At 61.6% G+C, this 15,930-nt stretch carries 12 protein-coding genes; 8 read left to right on the plus strand and 4 right to left on the minus strand.

Features of this window, described 5'->3' with window-relative positions; all coding sequences use genetic code 11:
• Positions 1-86 precede the first annotated feature (86 nt).
• Positions 87-785, plus strand: coding sequence for a 6-phosphogluconolactonase (pgl, locus tag GH657_RS12335; RefSeq protein ID WP_153101140.1), 699 nt, complete (start codon positions 87-89; stop codon positions 783-785).
• Positions 763-2,694, plus strand: a complete 1,932-nt coding sequence (locus GH657_RS12340) for a bifunctional transcriptional regulator/glucokinase (RefSeq protein WP_153101142.1) — start codon at positions 763-765, stop codon at positions 2,692-2,694. Before pgl ends, GH657_RS12340 begins: the two co-directional genes overlap by 23 nt.
• Before the next feature lie 132 nt (positions 2,695-2,826).
• On the opposite strand, the gene GH657_RS12345 is transcribed toward GH657_RS12340, so the two are convergent.
• Positions 2,827-4,047 (minus strand): Bcr/CflA family multidrug efflux MFS transporter, encoded by a 1,221-nt coding sequence (locus tag GH657_RS12345; protein WP_153101145.1) that lies wholly within the window; start codon positions 4,045-4,047, stop codon positions 2,827-2,829.
• Positions 4,048-4,333: 286 nt separating this feature from the next.
• On the opposite strand from GH657_RS12345, the gene hemL reads away from it, so the two are divergent.
• The 6 genes from hemL to GH657_RS12375 all read left to right on the plus strand — a co-directional run bounded on the left by hemL (position 4,334) and on the right by GH657_RS12375 (position 12,431).
• Positions 4,334-5,635 (plus strand): glutamate-1-semialdehyde 2,1-aminomutase, encoded by a 1,302-nt coding sequence (gene hemL, locus GH657_RS12350; protein ID WP_153101147.1) that lies wholly within the window; start codon positions 4,334-4,336, stop codon positions 5,633-5,635.
• A gap of 73 nt (positions 5,636-5,708) precedes the next feature.
• Positions 5,709-6,842 carry a bifunctional diaminohydroxyphosphoribosylaminopyrimidine deaminase/5-amino-6-(5-phosphoribosylamino)uracil reductase RibD gene (ribD, locus tag GH657_RS12355; RefSeq protein ID WP_153101150.1) on the plus strand — a complete coding sequence of 378 codons (1,134 nt, stop codon included), beginning with the start codon at positions 5,709-5,711 and terminating at the stop codon, positions 6,840-6,842.
• A gap of 22 nt (positions 6,843-6,864) precedes the next feature.
• Positions 6,865-7,509 carry a riboflavin synthase gene (locus tag GH657_RS12360; protein ID WP_153101152.1) on the plus strand — a complete coding sequence of 215 codons (645 nt, stop codon included), beginning with the start codon at positions 6,865-6,867 and terminating at the stop codon, positions 7,507-7,509.
• Between the two features lie 685 nt (positions 7,510-8,194).
• Positions 8,195-10,927, plus strand: coding sequence for a xanthine dehydrogenase family protein molybdopterin-binding subunit (locus tag GH657_RS12365; RefSeq protein WP_153101154.1), 2,733 nt, complete (start codon positions 8,195-8,197; stop codon positions 10,925-10,927).
• Positions 10,924-11,442 carry a (2Fe-2S)-binding protein gene (locus tag GH657_RS12370; RefSeq protein WP_153101156.1) on the plus strand — a complete coding sequence of 173 codons (519 nt, stop codon included), beginning with the start codon at positions 10,924-10,926 and terminating at the stop codon, positions 11,440-11,442. Before GH657_RS12365 ends, GH657_RS12370 begins: the two co-directional genes overlap by 4 nt.
• Positions 11,443-11,444: 2 nt before the next feature.
• Complete coding sequence (locus GH657_RS12375) at positions 11,445-12,431, plus strand: hypothetical protein (protein WP_246174066.1); 987 nt, start codon at positions 11,445-11,447, stop codon at positions 12,429-12,431.
• A gap of 57 nt (positions 12,432-12,488) precedes the next feature.
• Here GH657_RS12375 and GH657_RS12380 read toward each other — a convergent pair whose 3' ends face one another.
• The 3 genes from GH657_RS12380 to GH657_RS12390 all read right to left on the minus strand — a co-directional run bounded on the left by GH657_RS12380 (position 12,489) and on the right by GH657_RS12390 (position 15,849).
• Positions 12,489-12,920, minus strand: a complete 432-nt coding sequence (locus GH657_RS12380) for an NUDIX hydrolase (RefSeq protein ID WP_153101159.1) — start codon at positions 12,918-12,920, stop codon at positions 12,489-12,491.
• Positions 12,921-13,184: 264 nt separating this feature from the next.
• A complete protein-coding gene (locus GH657_RS12385; protein WP_153101161.1) occupies positions 13,185-14,447 on the minus strand; it encodes a Zn-dependent hydrolase in 1,263 nt (420 codons plus the stop codon).
• 22 nt (positions 14,448-14,469) lie between these two features.
• Entirely contained in the window at positions 14,470-15,849 is a 1,380-nt protein-coding gene (locus GH657_RS12390) for a dihydroorotase (RefSeq protein WP_153101163.1), read from the minus strand.
• Between the last annotated feature and the right edge of the window lie 81 nt (positions 15,850-15,930).

The raw sequence follows: 15,930 nt of genomic DNA on the forward strand, positions 1-15,930 counted from the left end.
AACAAGCTCAAGGCGAGCCCAAGGCGGGCTCAAGGCGCTGGCGATGCGGCCCTGGGCCTCGAGTCGTCGAGTAGCACGGAGAAACCATGATCGAACTTCATACTTTCGCAGACCCTGACGCGCAAGCATTGGCGTTAGCGCTTGCCGTCGGCCACGCGTTGCAAGCGACGCCCATGGCCACGCCCGCCACGGCCGCCACACCCCGTGCGACGCTCGCCGTATCCGGCGGCAGCAGCCCGCGCCTGTTCCTGCAAACGCTTTCGCAGCAACCTTTTGCCTGGGCCGACATCGACGTGACGCTAGTGGATGAGCGCTGGGTACCCGCCACCGATGCCGCCAGCAATGCCCGTCTGGTGCGCGAAACACTGCTCCAGAACGCCGCGCGCAACGCGGCCTTCTGGCCGCTCGCCGATACCTCACAGGCACTCGATGATTACGTCGCCACGCTCAATGCCGACGCGCGGCGCGCGCGGGCCGACGTCGCCGTGCTCGGCATGGGGGAAGACGGCCACACCGCGTCGATCTTCGCCGATGCACCCGAATGGCCCCACGCGATCACCACGGCCGAGCGCTTCATCGCCGTGCATCCGGGCAACGCGCCGCATGCGCGTGTCAGCCAATCATTGGCGGCATTAAAAGAAACAGGCCGGCTGTTTTTGCTGATCGCCGGGCCACGCAAGCTCGAGGTGCTGCAACAAGCTGCTGCGGCACCACAAGAAAACGCCATCTCCAAACTGGCGCATGACAAGGGAGTGAGACTCGATGTCTACTGGTGTACCCACTAAAAAAGCGGCGGCGAGCCTCAACCAGCACGCTGACGGCCCCCGGTTGCTGGCGGATGTCGGCGGCACCAACGCGCGCTTTGCCCTCGAAACCGCACCGGGCGAAATGGGCAAAGTGCACGTGTATCCCTGTGCGGAATATCCTGGCATCGCCGAGGTGATCCAGAAGTTTCTGAAAGACACCAAAGTCGCACGCGTCAACCATGCCGCCATTGCGATTGCGAACCCGGTCGATGGCGACCAGATCAGCATGACCAACCACGACTGGCGCTTTTCGATTGAAGCCACACGTCGCACGCTGGGCTTCGACACGCTGCTGATGGTCAACGATTTCACCGCGCTGGCGATGGCGCTGCCTGGCCTCGCCGATAGCCAGCGCGCCCAGGTGGGCGGCGGCATCCGGCGCGCCCATAGCGTGATCGGGCTGCTGGGCCCGGGCACGGGCCTCGGCGTCTCCGGGCTGATCCCCGCCGACGATCACTGGATCGCCCTCGGCAGCGAAGGCGGGCACGCCAGTTTCGCCCCCTCCGACGAACGCGAAGATCTCGTGCTGCGCTACGCGCGCCGGCAATGGCCGCATGTGTCGTTCGAACGTGTGGCGGCAGGACCCGGCATCGAAGTGATCTACCGGGCGCTCGCCGAACGCGATAACAAGCGCGTCACCGCCAGCCTCGATACCGCCGCCATCGTCAAACGCGGGCTCGAGGGCGAAGCACTCGCCAGCGAAACGCTCGACTGCTTTTGCGGCATTCTCGGCACCTTCGCGGGCGACATCGCGGTGACGCTCGGCGCGCTCGGCGGCATCTATATTGGCGGCGGCGTCGTGCCGCGGCTGGGCGAGCGTTTCGCGCAATCGCCGTTCCGCACGCGCTTCGAGGCCAAAGGCCGCTTCGAAGCGTATTTGCGCAACGTGCCCACCTACGTGATCACCGCCGAATATCCCGCGTTTTTAGGCGTCTCCGCGATCCTCGCCGATCAGCTCTCGAACCGCAGCGGCGGCAGCTCCGCCGCCGTCTTCGAGCGCATCCGGCAAATGCGCGATGCGCTGACTCCCGCCGAGCGGCGCGTCGCTGACCTCGCGCTGAATCATCCGCGCTCGATCATCAACGACCCGATCGTCGATATCGCGCGCAAGGCCGACGTCAGCCAACCCACGGTGATCCGCTTTTGCCGCTCGCTGGGCTGCCAGGGGCTGTCCGACTTCAAGCTAAAGCTCGCCACCGGGCTGACCGGCACCATCCCGGTGAGCCACAGCCAGGTTCATCAGGGCGATACCGCAACCGATTTCGGCGTGAAAGTGCTGGACAACACCGTGTCCGCGATCTTGCAGCTGCGCGAGCATCTCAACTTCGAAAACGTCGAAAAAGCCATCGATTTACTCAACAACGCCCGGCGTATCGAGTTCTACGGGCTGGGCAACTCGAACATCGTCGCGCAGGACGCGCATTACAAGTTCTTCCGCTTTGGCATTCCGACCATCGCCTATGGCGACCTGTATATGCAGACGGCATCCGCCTCGCTGCTGGGCCAGGGCGATGTGATCCTGGCGGTGTCGAAATCAGGACGCGCGCCCGAGTTACTGCGCGTACTCGATGTCGCCATGCAGGCCGGCGCGCAGGTCATCGCCATTACCTCGAGCAATACACCGCTGGCGCGGCGCGCGACGATCGCACTCGAAACCGATCACATCGAAATGCATGAATCGCAGTTGTCGATGATTTCGCGCGTGCTGCATCTGGTGATCATCGACATTCTGGCGGTGGGCGTGGCCATTCGCCTCGCCAAGCCCAATAGCGATAGCGATAGCGATGTCAGCCGGACCGTGGCCAAAGCGCGCGGCAGCGCGGATGAGAACGCTTCGGCGGTGCTCGACTGGCTTAGCCACGGGGCGGCTTCGTCAGCGAAAGATTAAGGCTTGCGAGCTGCAGAGCAGCCACGAAAACGCACTGCCCCCTTGGGCAGGGGGCAGTGCGTTTCGTTTGCAGGCTTGTTGACAGGCTTATTGGCAGGCTTATTGGCAAACCGTGGGCGGTATCAAACCGCCTCATATTCCCCGCAACGGCACCGGCCGGCCATGCAGGCGTACCACCAGAAACCGTCCCGCGTAACACAGCAGCCCCGCGATGCCAATCGTGGCGCCCATGCCTTCGGGCCCGACACCGCCCCAAAACCCCACCGCCAGACTCGCCAGCGCGCCCAGCCCAAGCTGCACCGCCCCGAACACCGCCGCCGCCGCGCCCGCGTTATGCGGATAACGATGCATCAGGTCTGTCGTGCAATTTGCCGTCAGCAGGCCCACCACGCCGACGACAAAAAACAGTCCCGCGACAATCGCCCCCAATCCGCCCCATCCCGTGAGACTGACGAGCGCGACAAACAGCGATGCCCCACAACTCACCGTCGCGGCAAACGAGATCAGCTTCAGCGACCCCAGCCGTCCGACCAGCCGCGCATTGATGAAATTGCCCAGCATGATGCCGACGATGTTCAGCCCGAACAGCAGCCCGTAGTACTGGGTCGGGACATGAAAGTACTCGATATAAACAAAGGGCGTCGCCGTGATATAGGCGAACATCGAAGCGACCCCCATGCCACCGCACAGCAGGTGCCCTAGCACCACGGGATCGCTCAGCAAGCGGCCATAGGCCGTGAACGATCGCAGCAAGGCCGCGTTGGCCCGCTTTTCGCGCGGCCAGGTTTCCGGCACGCGGAAAAAAGCCGCCAGCGCGCACAGCACGCCAAATAGCATCAGCACCCCAAACACCACGCGCCAGCCGCCCAGCAGCAGCAACTGGCCGCCGAGCAATGGCGCCAGTAGCGGTCCAATCGAGGAGACAATCGACAGCATCGACAACACGCGCGCGGCATCGGCGGGTTCGTGGGCATCCCGCGCAATCGTGCGCGCCAGCACCGCCGCAGCGCCCGCGCCAAGCGCCTGGACAAAGCGAAACAGCACCAGCGCATCGATCGACAGCGCCAGCATGCAAGCGATGGTCGCCAGCGTGTACGTGACGATGCCGCCTAGCAGCACGGGGCGCCGTCCATACGTGTCGGAAATCGGCCCATACAGCAGCATGCCGACGGAAAAACCCAGCATGAAGCTGGTCAGCGTGGCTTGCGCCGCGCCTGGCGACACGCCAAATGTCTGCGCCAGCGACGGCAAACTGGGCAAATACATGTCAATCGAGATCGGCCCGCAGGCGGCCAGCGCGCCAAGTAGCAGAATCAGCCGACCATCGGGCTGGCGTCTGACGACATGAGACATGAGGAAGGTCCAAGAAGGAAGCCGCCACCCGTATGGCGCAAGGCCGCAGTCATCGGCGAGGAAGGCGCAAGCAGCGGCGAACAGGTAGCAAAAAACAACGGGAAAGCAGCCGACGATTGTAACGGAGACCCGCACAACCCACAGCAGCCCTGCGGCGAGCGCGCCAGCAACGAAACCCGAAGATGACTCCGGTACAATTTCGCCGTCCCGCTCAGGCGTTGGCGCCCTGCTCGAACACGGCTGCGCCGCCTTCAGCGCTAATCCTTTTCAGGTCAGTCCGCTACCCATGTCAAAGAATCAAGCCCTTTTCGAGCGTGCCCAGATCACCATCCCTGGTGGCGTCAATTCTCCTGTGCGCGCGTTCCGCTCCGTCGGGGGCACGCCCCGCTTTATCGAGCGGGCGCAAGGCCCGTATTTCTGGGACGCCGATGGCCAGCGCTATATCGATTACATCGGCTCCTGGGGGCCGATGATTCTGGGCCACGTGCATCCCGAAGTGCTGGAAGCCGTGCAACGTGTGCTGGCCCAAGGTTTTTCGTTTGGCGCACCCACTGAGGCCGAAATCGAAATCGCCGAAGAAATCTGCAAGCTGATGCCTTCCATCGAACAAGTGCGCATGGTCTCAAGCGGCACCGAAGCGACGATGAGCGCACTGCGCCTCGCGCGCGGCTTTACGGGCCGCAGCCGCATCGTCAAGTTCGAAGGCTGCTACCACGGCCACGCCGACAGCCTGCTGGTCAAGGCGGGTTCCGGGCTGCTCACGCTGGGCAATCCCACGTCGGCAGGCGTACCCGCTGACATCGCCAAACACACCACGGTGCTTGAGTACAACAACGTGACGGCGCTCGAGGAAGCATTCAGCACATTCGGCCATGAAATCGCCGCGGTGATCGTCGAACCGGTGGCGGGCAACATGAACCTGGTGCGCGCCACACCGGAGTTTCTCGCTGCGCTGCGCCGCCTGTGCAGCGCAGCGGGCGCGGTGCTGATTTTCGATGAAGTCATGTGCGGCTTTCGCGTGGCGCTCGGCGGCGCGCAAGCGCTGTATGGCATCCAGCCGGACTTGACTTGCCTTGGCAAGATCATCGGCGGTGGCATGCCCGCCGCGGCATTCGGCGGACGGCGTGACATCATGGCCCACCTCGCGCCGCTGGGCGGCGTCTATCAGGCGGGCACCCTGTCAGGTAACCCGATAGCCGTCGCAGCCGGGCTGAAAACGCTGCAACTGATTCAGACGCCAGGCTTTTACGATACGCTCGGCGCCCAGACCACCCGTCTCGCGCAGGGGCTCGTCCAGGCCGCGCGTGAAGCGGGCGTGCCCTTTGCGGCGGATGCGCTCGGCGGCATGTTCGGCCTGTACTTCACCCATGGCGATAGCGATAGCGATGCCATCCCGGCGCGCTTTGCCGATGTGACGCGCTGCGATGTGACGCGCTTCAATACGTTCTTTCACAAGATGCTGGATGCGGGGGTTTATTTCGCACCTTCAGCGTATGAGGCAGGTTTCGTCTCGATCATGCACGACGATGCCATCATCGACACCACGCTGGCCGCCGCACGCAACGCGTTCGCGGCGCTAGCCAGTTGAACCCGCTGGGCTCGCGGATTTAGCGGATTGAGCAGGCTTAAAGCACCCCGGCATTTTTTCTGACAGGACACGGATGTTTTCACAAACCGATTTCGTCTATATGGAACGCGCGCTCAGGCTCGCGGCGAACGGCTTGTACAGTACCGACCCCAATCCGCGTGTGGGCTGTGTCCTGGTGCGCGATGGCGCAGTCATCGGCGAAGGCTTCACCCAGCCTGCAGGACAGGATCATGCCGAGGTGCGCGCCCTCAAGGACGCGCGCTCACGCGGCTATGACCTGCGCGGGGCCACCGCCTACGTCACGCTCGAACCCTGCAGCCACTTTGGCCGCACCCCACCCTGCGCCCAGGCGCTGGTCGACGCCCATGTCACGCGCGTGGTGGCGGCCATGGAAGACCCTAACCCGCTGGTATCGGGACGCGGTTTCACGATGTTGCGCGATGCGGGAATCGAGGTGCGCTGCGGTCTGCTCGCCAACGAAGCGCACGACCTGAACATTGGCTTTGTCTCACGCATGACACGCGGCCGTCCATGGGTGCGGATGAAAGTCGCGGCCTCGCTGGATGGCCGCACGGCTTTGCCATCCGGGGTCAGCCAGTGGATCACCGGTGCCGCCGCGCGCCGCGACGGTCACGCCTGGCGCGCCCGCGCTTCCGCCGTGCTGACGGGCATTGGCACCGTCCTCACGGACGACCCGCGCCTGACCGTGCGCGCCGTGGAAACACCGCGCCAGCCGTTGCGCGTGTTGCTCGACAGCCAGCTTGACGTACCGCTCACCGCGCAAATCCTGACAGGCACGCCGCCGCTGATTTTCTGTGGCGAGCTCGATGAGCGTCATGTCGAACGCACCGCCGTCCTGCGCGAGCGCGGTGTGCAGATCGTGCAGTTGCCTAACGCCCACGGCAAGGTCGACCTGAGCGCCATGCTCAGGCTGCTTGGCGAGCGCGGCGTCAACGAGCTGCATGTGGAAGCCGGATACAAGCTCAACGGCTCATTGCTGCGCGAAGGCTGTGTCGATGAACTTCTGCTTTACCTGGCGCCTAGCCTGCTGGGTAGCGATGCGCTAAGCATGTTCAGCCTGAGCGCACCTGCAACGCTCGAAGCGCGCCTCCAGTGGTCATTTCACGCAGTAGAACGCATCGGTGAGGATCTGCGGATCCTCGCGCGCATCGCCCCCTCGCAGGTTCACCACGCAGTATCCTCTTAACCACTCCGAAGGAAACCTCATCATGTTTACTGGCATCGTCGCAACGTCTGGCCGTATTGAATCAGTCACCTCGTTAAGCCACGCCACGGATACCACCGCCGGAGTACGCCTTACCATCGAGGCAAGCCGGCTTGGGCTGGATGACGTGCAACTGGGCGACAGCATTGCAATTCAGGGCGCCTGCATGACCGTCATCCGCAAAACCGGGCAGACCTTTGAGGTCGACGTTTCGCGCGAAAGCCTGAACCGTACAGTAGGGTTGGAGCAAACCGGCGAGGTCAACCTGGAAAAAGCGCTCCGGGCCCATGACCGCCTGGGCGGCCATATCGTCTCAGGGCACGTGGATGGGCTCGGCACGGTCACCCACTTCGCCCCTGTGGGCGAATCGCACGAACTGCGGGTGCTGGCATCGCGCGAGATCGGCCGCTATCTGGCATACAAAGGCTCGATCACCGTTAATGGCGTCAGCCTGACCGTGAACGCCGTGCATGACCGCGACGACGGCTGCGAATTTTCGATCAATCTGATCCCCCACACGCTTGAAGTCACCACGCTCAAGCATCTGCAGGCAGGCATGCGGGTTAATCTGGAGATCGACCTGATTGCGCGTTATGTGGAGCGGATGCTCAACGCGCCTCAGGATGGCGATAAGCCGTTGAACCGTTGAAGTGATTATTTTTTCATGAAAATTTTCATGAAAACGCGGCTATCGTCGTCGCCACTGAAGGTCACTGCATCTACGATTTTGTGACGGTATTGCTGACAGGATGCGGCCGTTTTCCGCGGTTCGTATCCCGTCACGCTTCCTGGCACCTTCTCTTCCCGACGGGCTGACTCGCCCAGATTTCCCTATTGCCTGAACAACCTCCTCCGGCATGCGAGCTTTGCCCGGATTCAAGGGTTCGCCAACGCTATTCATCATTGCCGGGAGCGACCTGAATAAATCGTCATGAATATAATCATAAATTAGTTATAAATTAATCGATGACCGACTTAATGTGGCCCGCATATTTAATGTAAATGGCTTAAATAACTTTCTTGCAGCCCCGGTTTTTTACGCCTAGCATTAGCAAAAGTCGATTTAAATATCCAATAACGACGACGCAAAAAAACCATGATGAGAGATAAACAAGCAATTCGGGTTTACCGCAAGCAAACCACCATAAGGTAACCGCCCCACCTTACCAGTCGTATGAATGAGCTGATATCAGCAGGCCGTCTCCAATCATATACGCGCCGCATAATTCTAAAACAAAAATACAACCTGTTTTTCACAAAAATATCCAGTCCATAAACAAGCACTCAGGCATTTCGCATATGTACTGGAATAACAATTAATCTGGGGGTCTCTAATGGCTTTAGATATACCTGTTACACGCCGTACTTTTCTGAAAGTCGTGGGAAGCGGTGCCGTAGTCGTTATTTCTATTAGCAATCTCCCCGCGGCGATCCTGAATGCGTCAATGCAGATCGAGCCGGACAATGGGCCCGCCTGGGCGCCGGAGCCGGGCAAGGCACGCTGGCGGATAGACGGCATGCCCAAGGTCACGGGCCAGAAAATCTATGCGCGCGACTTCAAGGCACGCGACTTCGCCGGCTGGCCAAAGCAGGAAAACTGGCTGTATGCGCTGCGCTGCGCCCACGTCGATCGCACTTACGAAGGCTACAACCTGAGCATGCTGCCGCGCGAGTTGCAGCCCATCGCCATCGTCGATAACGACGCGCTGCGTGCCCGTAACATCGCGCTCGCTCCAGAGCCTGATCCTATCGCGCATCAAGACATCTACTGGTTTGCGCGCAAAGGCCAGCCTGCGGACTGTTACGGCCAGCCGGCCGCGCTGTTGATCTTTGCCGATTTCGATACGTACCGCCGCGCACGCAAGCTGCTTGAATTCAATGACCAGACGATCCGCTACGGCGTGACGGTCAACCCGGGCGCGCGCTCCGCACCCGTCGCGTTCTCGCCCAAAACAACCTATGTCCGCGACGACGATCTGAATTTCAACTACGTCAAAGATTTCCAGACCGATGACAAAGGCAACCCCACGCCTGAATATCTGAAGACACTCGCCGAAGCGAGCGGGAATATCGATGCCACGATCCAGGCCAACGAGCAACAGGGCACCTGGTTCAAAGCGGGCGCCTCGGACAATCAAGGCTTCATCACACCGGCCATGGACCCGATGTTCATGGAGCCAGAAGCGGGACTCGCCTGGTACAACACCGCCATGGGGGAGCTGCATCTCGTGCTCGGCACGCAATCCGCGAGTGAGGATGCCGGCAGTGCGGCGTCGTTGTTCGCCAGCAGTGAGGTGCACATCAACGGCGTGCATATCATCGCGTGCTATCCGGGGGGCGGCTTCGGCGGCCGGGACCGTTCGTACTTTCCGCTTTATCTCGCGCTCGCCGCGCCATTTGCGAAAGGCGCGCTGCGTTGGCAACAATCGCGTTACGAACAGTTTCAGGTTGGCCTCAAACGCTGCGAGACGCAGTTCACCGAATCACTGTGGTTCGACCGCCAGGGCAAGATACAGGCGCTCAAATGTAATTTCACGATGAACGGCGGTGGCAAGAAAAACCTGTCGCCTTACGTTGCGCAGCTCGCGTCGCTCAGCGCGATGAGCTGTTACGAGATCCCCCGTGCGAGTACAACCGCCGAATCGCTCTATACGCCTGAGGTATTTGGCGGCTCACAGCGCGGCTTTGGCGGGCCGCAAGCGTTCATGGCAATCGAAACGCTGATGGATGAAGCGGCGCTCGAACTCAGCATGTCACCTTTCGCAATCCGTAGAGCCAATCTGCTTGGCAGCGCACCCTCGCTTGGCAGAGGCCGTGCGATTACCGGCGCGCCGATTCTGTTCGATCTTCAATTGAGCAGCGTACTTGAGCGTCTCGAAGAACATTCGCTCTGGCAGACGCGGGACAAAACGCGTGCCCAGTTCGAGGCAAAGGGTCTGAAATACGGCGTTGGACTCGCCATGGCGAACGAAGCTTTTGGTACCTCGGGAGATGGTATGTACGGCATGGTGCAAATCCTGCCGGATGGCGCGCTTCGCGTGATCACGACTTACACCGACATGGGCAATGGCGCAGCCACATCGCTCGGCCTTGCCCCGTCCGAGTACCTGGGGCAGAACGCACAAACCATTGCCATGAGCGTCTTCGAGCCATTTCAGGCGCTCGGCCTGAGCGGCACGCGCGATCCACAGAAGCCGACCGACGTGCGTTTCACCTCAGGCTCCTCCAGCGCCTGCCTTGGCGCATTTCACCAGTACCACGCGGTCAAGGGCGCAGCGCAAGTCTTGCTGTTACAAAGCGTGCTGCCCGCCGCCGCAGCGCTCTGGCATGCGAATGTCACGGCGTCCGACATCAAATGGGTAGACGGCGCGCTCACCGCACAAGGCATGAGCCGGCCGCTCCCCTGGAGCGATCTGCTCGAACGGATGCGCAGCATGAATCTGCCCACCGTCGCCGCGGTGCATGCCAGTTACGCGGGCTCATTCTGGACGGGCACCTATACCTTCACCGTGGGCCCGGCGGACATCGAATACGACTATGTCGCCGTGGGCTCGGCACCAGACAGCCTGACGCCTTTGCAGCGAGAGCTGCATCAGCCGCTGATCGACGGTAGCAAATTTCAGCGAACCACTTACGCGCCATCGGCCTCGCTCGTTGCCCTGGTCGTCGATCCGGCGAACGGCCGCGTCAAGGTCGAGCACGTGGTGTCGTCGGTGAGTGTAGGCCGCCAGATTTGTCCAGAACTGGTCGAAGGGCAGTCGCAAGGCGCGGTTGCCATGGGTATCGGCAACGTACTGAGCGAAACCTGTCCGCTCGGCCATGAGGGGCCAGGCGGCGGCCGGTGGAACCTGGATCGCTATCAGATTGCCCGATTGAGCGACATTCCCGCGCAAACCCTGATCGCCTTGCCGCCGCCCAACGACGATCCCTGCAACGCCCGTGGCATAGCCGAAGCCGTGATGTGCCCTATCGCGCCAGCACTGCTCAATGCGCTCGCAATGGCAACAGGCCATCGTTTCAGACAGACACCGGTAACGCCAGAACAGATTCGGGGAGTGCTGCAATGAGCGCCATTATCCGCATGCACATAAACGGCCAGGCTGTCGAAGCACAAGCCAGCGACAGCGATATGAACCTGATCGACTTTCTCCATGAACGGCGCGATCTCACCGGCACCAAGCTGTGTTGCGGGATCGGTGTGTGCCGTGCATGTACCGTCGGCACCCGCAATCTGCCGGACGCACCCATGGAAAAAACGCTCGCGTGCTCGACGCCGGTCAGCGCAATGCAGAACATGCACATCTACACGGTTGAAGGACTCATGCTGGACGGAAGGCTTTCCCCACTGCAGCAAAGCTTCCTTGAATCGTTCGCGTTCCAGTGTGGTTACTGTGCACCCGGTTTTCTGATGGCGGCCACCGCGATGCTCGATCATCTCCAGTCGAATCCCGTCGATCCCACGCAACTCGACGCAACGATCGAAGCATGGTTGGGCGGCAACCTGTGCCGCTGCACGGGCTACGTCAAATACATCGAAGCGGTTCGCAAGATCGCGGCGCCTTATACCCGCAACGGAGCATGACCATGACAAGCTGTTTGCGCGTACTGGTGTTACTGCTGATATTCACGGCAGGCTCCACCTTGGCCGCCGGCGCGGCGGATCAGACACTGCTGCAATATGGCCAGCAGTGTGTCGACGAAATCGGAGCGATTCCCGCCTTCGACTGCAACGCCGGCACCACGGTGCCCATCACCGTGAACAACCTTGTGCCCGGGCGCTACTTCGAGAACATGACCTGTGACCGGCCCGCGTTGTTGCCCTATGACTCGCCCACGTCGGGGCCCTGTACGCCGTACTCGAAGATCATCAACCTCTCGCATGGCAAAACGTCAATCTCCGCGCTCTGCCGCCGCAAGATGATTCGCCCGGAGCAAAACCCTTATTACGACGAGGTCGACATCATGCTGCACAACACCGACACCGGCAAAACCTGCTGGTTTCATGCCGAGCACCCGGGCAGTGCGACAGGGTTCAATGCATCACGCGTGCCGCCGCCCAACGAAAAGACGCCGCCGCCCGGACACGTGTCCGCCGAGGCATTCTGGTGGCCACCCGCCGCCACCGCGACAAAGCGGTGCGTATCGTGCCACGATGCCGGCCCGACGATGTACAGCCCGTGGATCGGCCAGGTATGGGACAAGGTGCCGACCGATCCATGGGGCAAGTACATCAATATCGGTGTCGCGTTCGCCTCGTGGACCTCCCTCGCCATCAGCACGCCCGGCAATACCTGCGTGGGCTGTCACCGCATCGGCAATCAGCGGAGCTGCGATATTTATGTCCCACTTGCAGCGGGCATGCTGCCACCGCCGAAGGGCAGCAACAAACTCGCCAGCCAGTATCCGCTGACCCATTGGATGCCGATCAACAACAACAAAAGCCGGGCGCAATGGGATGTGGAGAATGTGGAATCGATCAGAAATCTGCTGACCTGTTGCTCCGGGCAGGGGAAGAACGATCCAAAATGCCACTTCTCGCCAAATGCGCAAGGCAGTGCAAAAGACGGCTGACGGAGAACGCTGGCAAAGACACGCCAATACCTGCCAATAAACGTGAAAACGCAGCGTCTATGCCTTGAAATCAGCCAGCATGACGCCCTCGCGCATACGCGCGAGGGCGTCCGCTACATAGTCGACGATAGGCGTAGGTGGATTGTCGGGTTTCGCCCAGACAAAACCGGAGCATTTATGTGGCTCCATGTTGGTCATGACACCTTCCCATGACAGGCACGATAGAAAAAAACTGATGCGGTTCTGGTCCGAATCGCGCCGCATGACGAGCCTGAAGTTGAGCGCCCCCGGTGCAATCGTCACGCCCGCCTCTTCCTTCGACTCTCGAATCGCACACGCCTCAATCGACTCACCAGGTTCAAGATGGCCCGCGACAAGCGCGTACTGACCATCCCGGAATCCGGTGTTGGCTCTCTGGATGAAAAGACATTCGCCCTTATCGTTCAGGAACAGCACATTCACGTCGACAACGCTTTGCAATCGGGTCATTTTTGAGGCGCCCTGGGGGTGACAGCTTCATGGAAAATTCGCGGCGTTTTGCGCCTGCCGTAAAGTGACAAGCCTATATGTCTGGTGAGCAACTCATTGTCAAGCGACGAACGGAATTGTCGCGCGAGATGGGGCACAAGGGGGCACAAGGGGGCACAAGGGGGCGCAAGGGGGCACAAGGGGGCGCAGGGGATGCGAAGGGCGCGGAGATTGAGTGTGCCCCGGAATAGCGCTCGGGCGGCGAAATATAGGATGGCGTAACCGCTATCGCACCGTCGTGTCGAGATCCTGCAGCGTCTGGTACAACACGCGCGCGCCGTCCAGCAACTGCCCAGGTTCGATCCACTCTTCAGGGCAATGGCTACGGCCCTTCAGACACGGAATAAAAATCATACCGGCCGGCCCCAGCGAAGCGGCATAAACCGCATCGTGCCCCGCGCCGCTCGGCATGCGCATGCTGGCGTAGCCCAGCGTCCCAGCCGCGCGCTCGACAGCCTCCATCACGATGGGCGAGCAGGCCGTCGGCATGGCGCGGCTGAGAGGGTAAGCCCGCGCCGACACCCGGATTGCGCGCAAATCGGGCTCAACCGAAACCAGCAACGCCTCCGGAAAACTATCGAGTACGGCAGGACTGTCACTGCGCACTTCCAGCGTCATTTCAACCTCGCCGGGCACGGCATTCGGCACATTGGGCGTCATGGCGAGGCGGCCGATGGTCGCCACCACATAGTGCGGCCGGCCACTCATCTCCGCGGCACACCGGTAAGCCATCTCGATCAGGCGCGCAGCCCCCACCAGCGCATCGCGGCGCAAATCCATCGGTGTCGTGCCTGCGTGATCGGGCTGGCCAGTCACCACGATACGCACACGGCGAATCCCCACAATACTGGTGACCACGCCGACCGGCAGCCGCTGCCTCTCCAGCACCGGGCCTTGTTCGATATGCAGTTCAACGAAGGCCGCGATGCTACCCGGCTGGCGGATCGGCATCCCCAGTTGGGCGGGGTCTCCACCGATACGAAGAATGCCCTGGGCCAGGGTTTCACCGGCGGGATCGGTCGAGGCCAGCATGTCCGCATCAAGCAAACCCGCCATGGCACGGCTGCCAATGCAGGAAATGCCGTAATCGCTCGGCTCTTCCGAGAGGAAATCGATCACCTCGAACGGGTGCGCCCAGACCATGCCCTGCTCGTGCAGCGAATGAGCAATCTCGAGGCCGGCCATCACGCCGATGATGCCGTCGAAGCGGCCACCGCCCACGACCGTATCGCAGTGTGAACCGGTGACCAACGGCGCAAGCGTGGCGCTGCGTCCTTCGCGGCGGCCGGCCAGATTGCCTGCGGCATCCTGCGTGACGGTGAGCCCCGCGGCGGCGAACTCGGTGCGCAGCCAGGCGCGTGCCTCAAGAAACTCCGGCGAAAATGCCCGCCGCGTCCAGGGCGTGTCGGGACGTGTCATCCCCGCTAGCGTCTGGACACGCTGCCACAGGCGTTCGGCGTTGAGAGGCGGAAAAGCGGTCTGTGTCATGGTGCTGTGCCCGGTGGCCGAATTAATGTGTGAACGAAGGGGGCACATCAGCGGCATGGGGCCGCAGGAACGTGCCATAGCCCGCCTGATTAGTGATCCTGCTGCCGTCGAACACCCGTGTTCCGCGGCAATAAGTGGCACTCACCCGCACCGTCAATTCCATGCCCTCGAAGTTGCTCCACTGCACCGCCGCCAGACTGCTGGATGGATCGAACGTGTAGCGCTCAGGCTTGAGGATCACGAAATCGGCATCGGCACCGGGCTGGAACGAGCCTTTGCGGTCGTTTAGCAGGAAATGGCGCGCCGGGTTGCTGCACAACTGGCGAGCGACCATCGTCGGGGCAATGCCGTGAGCCTCACAACCGCTCCAGAAAGCCGGCAGCAGCGTTTCCAGGCCCGGGCCGCCCGATGCATTCCTGAACACGTTGGCCTCCCCCTTGCGCTCCAGGCCCCAACTGACATGGTCCGATGAAACGAAGGTGCAATCGCCCCTGGCGAGATACGTCCACAGCAATTCTGTTTCTGCTTTCGGACGGATCGGCGGATAGTGCTTGGTCCGGGCGCCGAAACGGCGCGTGTGTTCTTCGTGATTGAGCATCAGGTACTGCACGCAGGTTTCGATACTGCTGCGATGGCCTGCACGCCGATACATATTGCAGATTTCGAAGCCGCGCGCCGTCGATACGTGTACCGCATGTGCACGCGCGCCAGTCTCAGCGCCGATTTCATAAATCAGCGCCGTGGCCAGGTTTTCTATCAAGGGGGGGTGCGCCCGCAGGAAAGCGTCCCAGCCGGTATCGCCCGCATCGCTCATGCGACGGATGTTCTTGCGCGTCAGCTCCTGCATCTGGTTATGCACGCTGCACGCCAGCCCCGACGGGCCGATCAGCCGGAAAGCTTCGTACAGGTCGTCTTCTTCCAGACGCGGGAAGCGGCCCGGCGTCGCTTCGAAAGTCGAAAACTTGAAAGCGCAAACGCCACCGTCAATCAAGCCGCTGGCGGCGGCCATGCCATGCGTTTCGTTGAGCGTGCCGAACAGCGCCACGTCGACATGGCAGTCGCGCTCGATCTCGGCAATCTTGGCATCCAGATGCTCACGCGAAGCAACCGGTTCCGGATCGTCGTAGGGCATGTCGACCATCACCGTGACGCCTCCTGCCGCCGCCGCGCGCGAGGCCCAGCCGAGCCCTTCCTGCCTCGCCTGGCTGCCCGAATGCACTTGGCCATCCACCACGCCGGGCAACACCCATTGGCTACGTGCATCCACCGATTCGCGCGCGGCTGGCGCAGCGCCGCTGCCGCGCTCGACAATCTTGCCGTCACGCACCGCCAGCCAGCCGCCTTGCACCACACGTTCCGCATCAACCAGATTGCCTTGCACCACCAAATCGAAATCACTCATGAGCGGTCTCCCCTATCGTTTTCAGATAAACACTTGTGGGGCGCAGTGTAGGCAGCGGCAAATCAGACTGTCATATACTGA

This window comes from Paraburkholderia hayleyella (assembly GCF_009455685.1).
GTDB lineage: Bacteria > Pseudomonadota > Gammaproteobacteria > Burkholderiales > Burkholderiaceae > Paraburkholderia > Paraburkholderia hayleyella.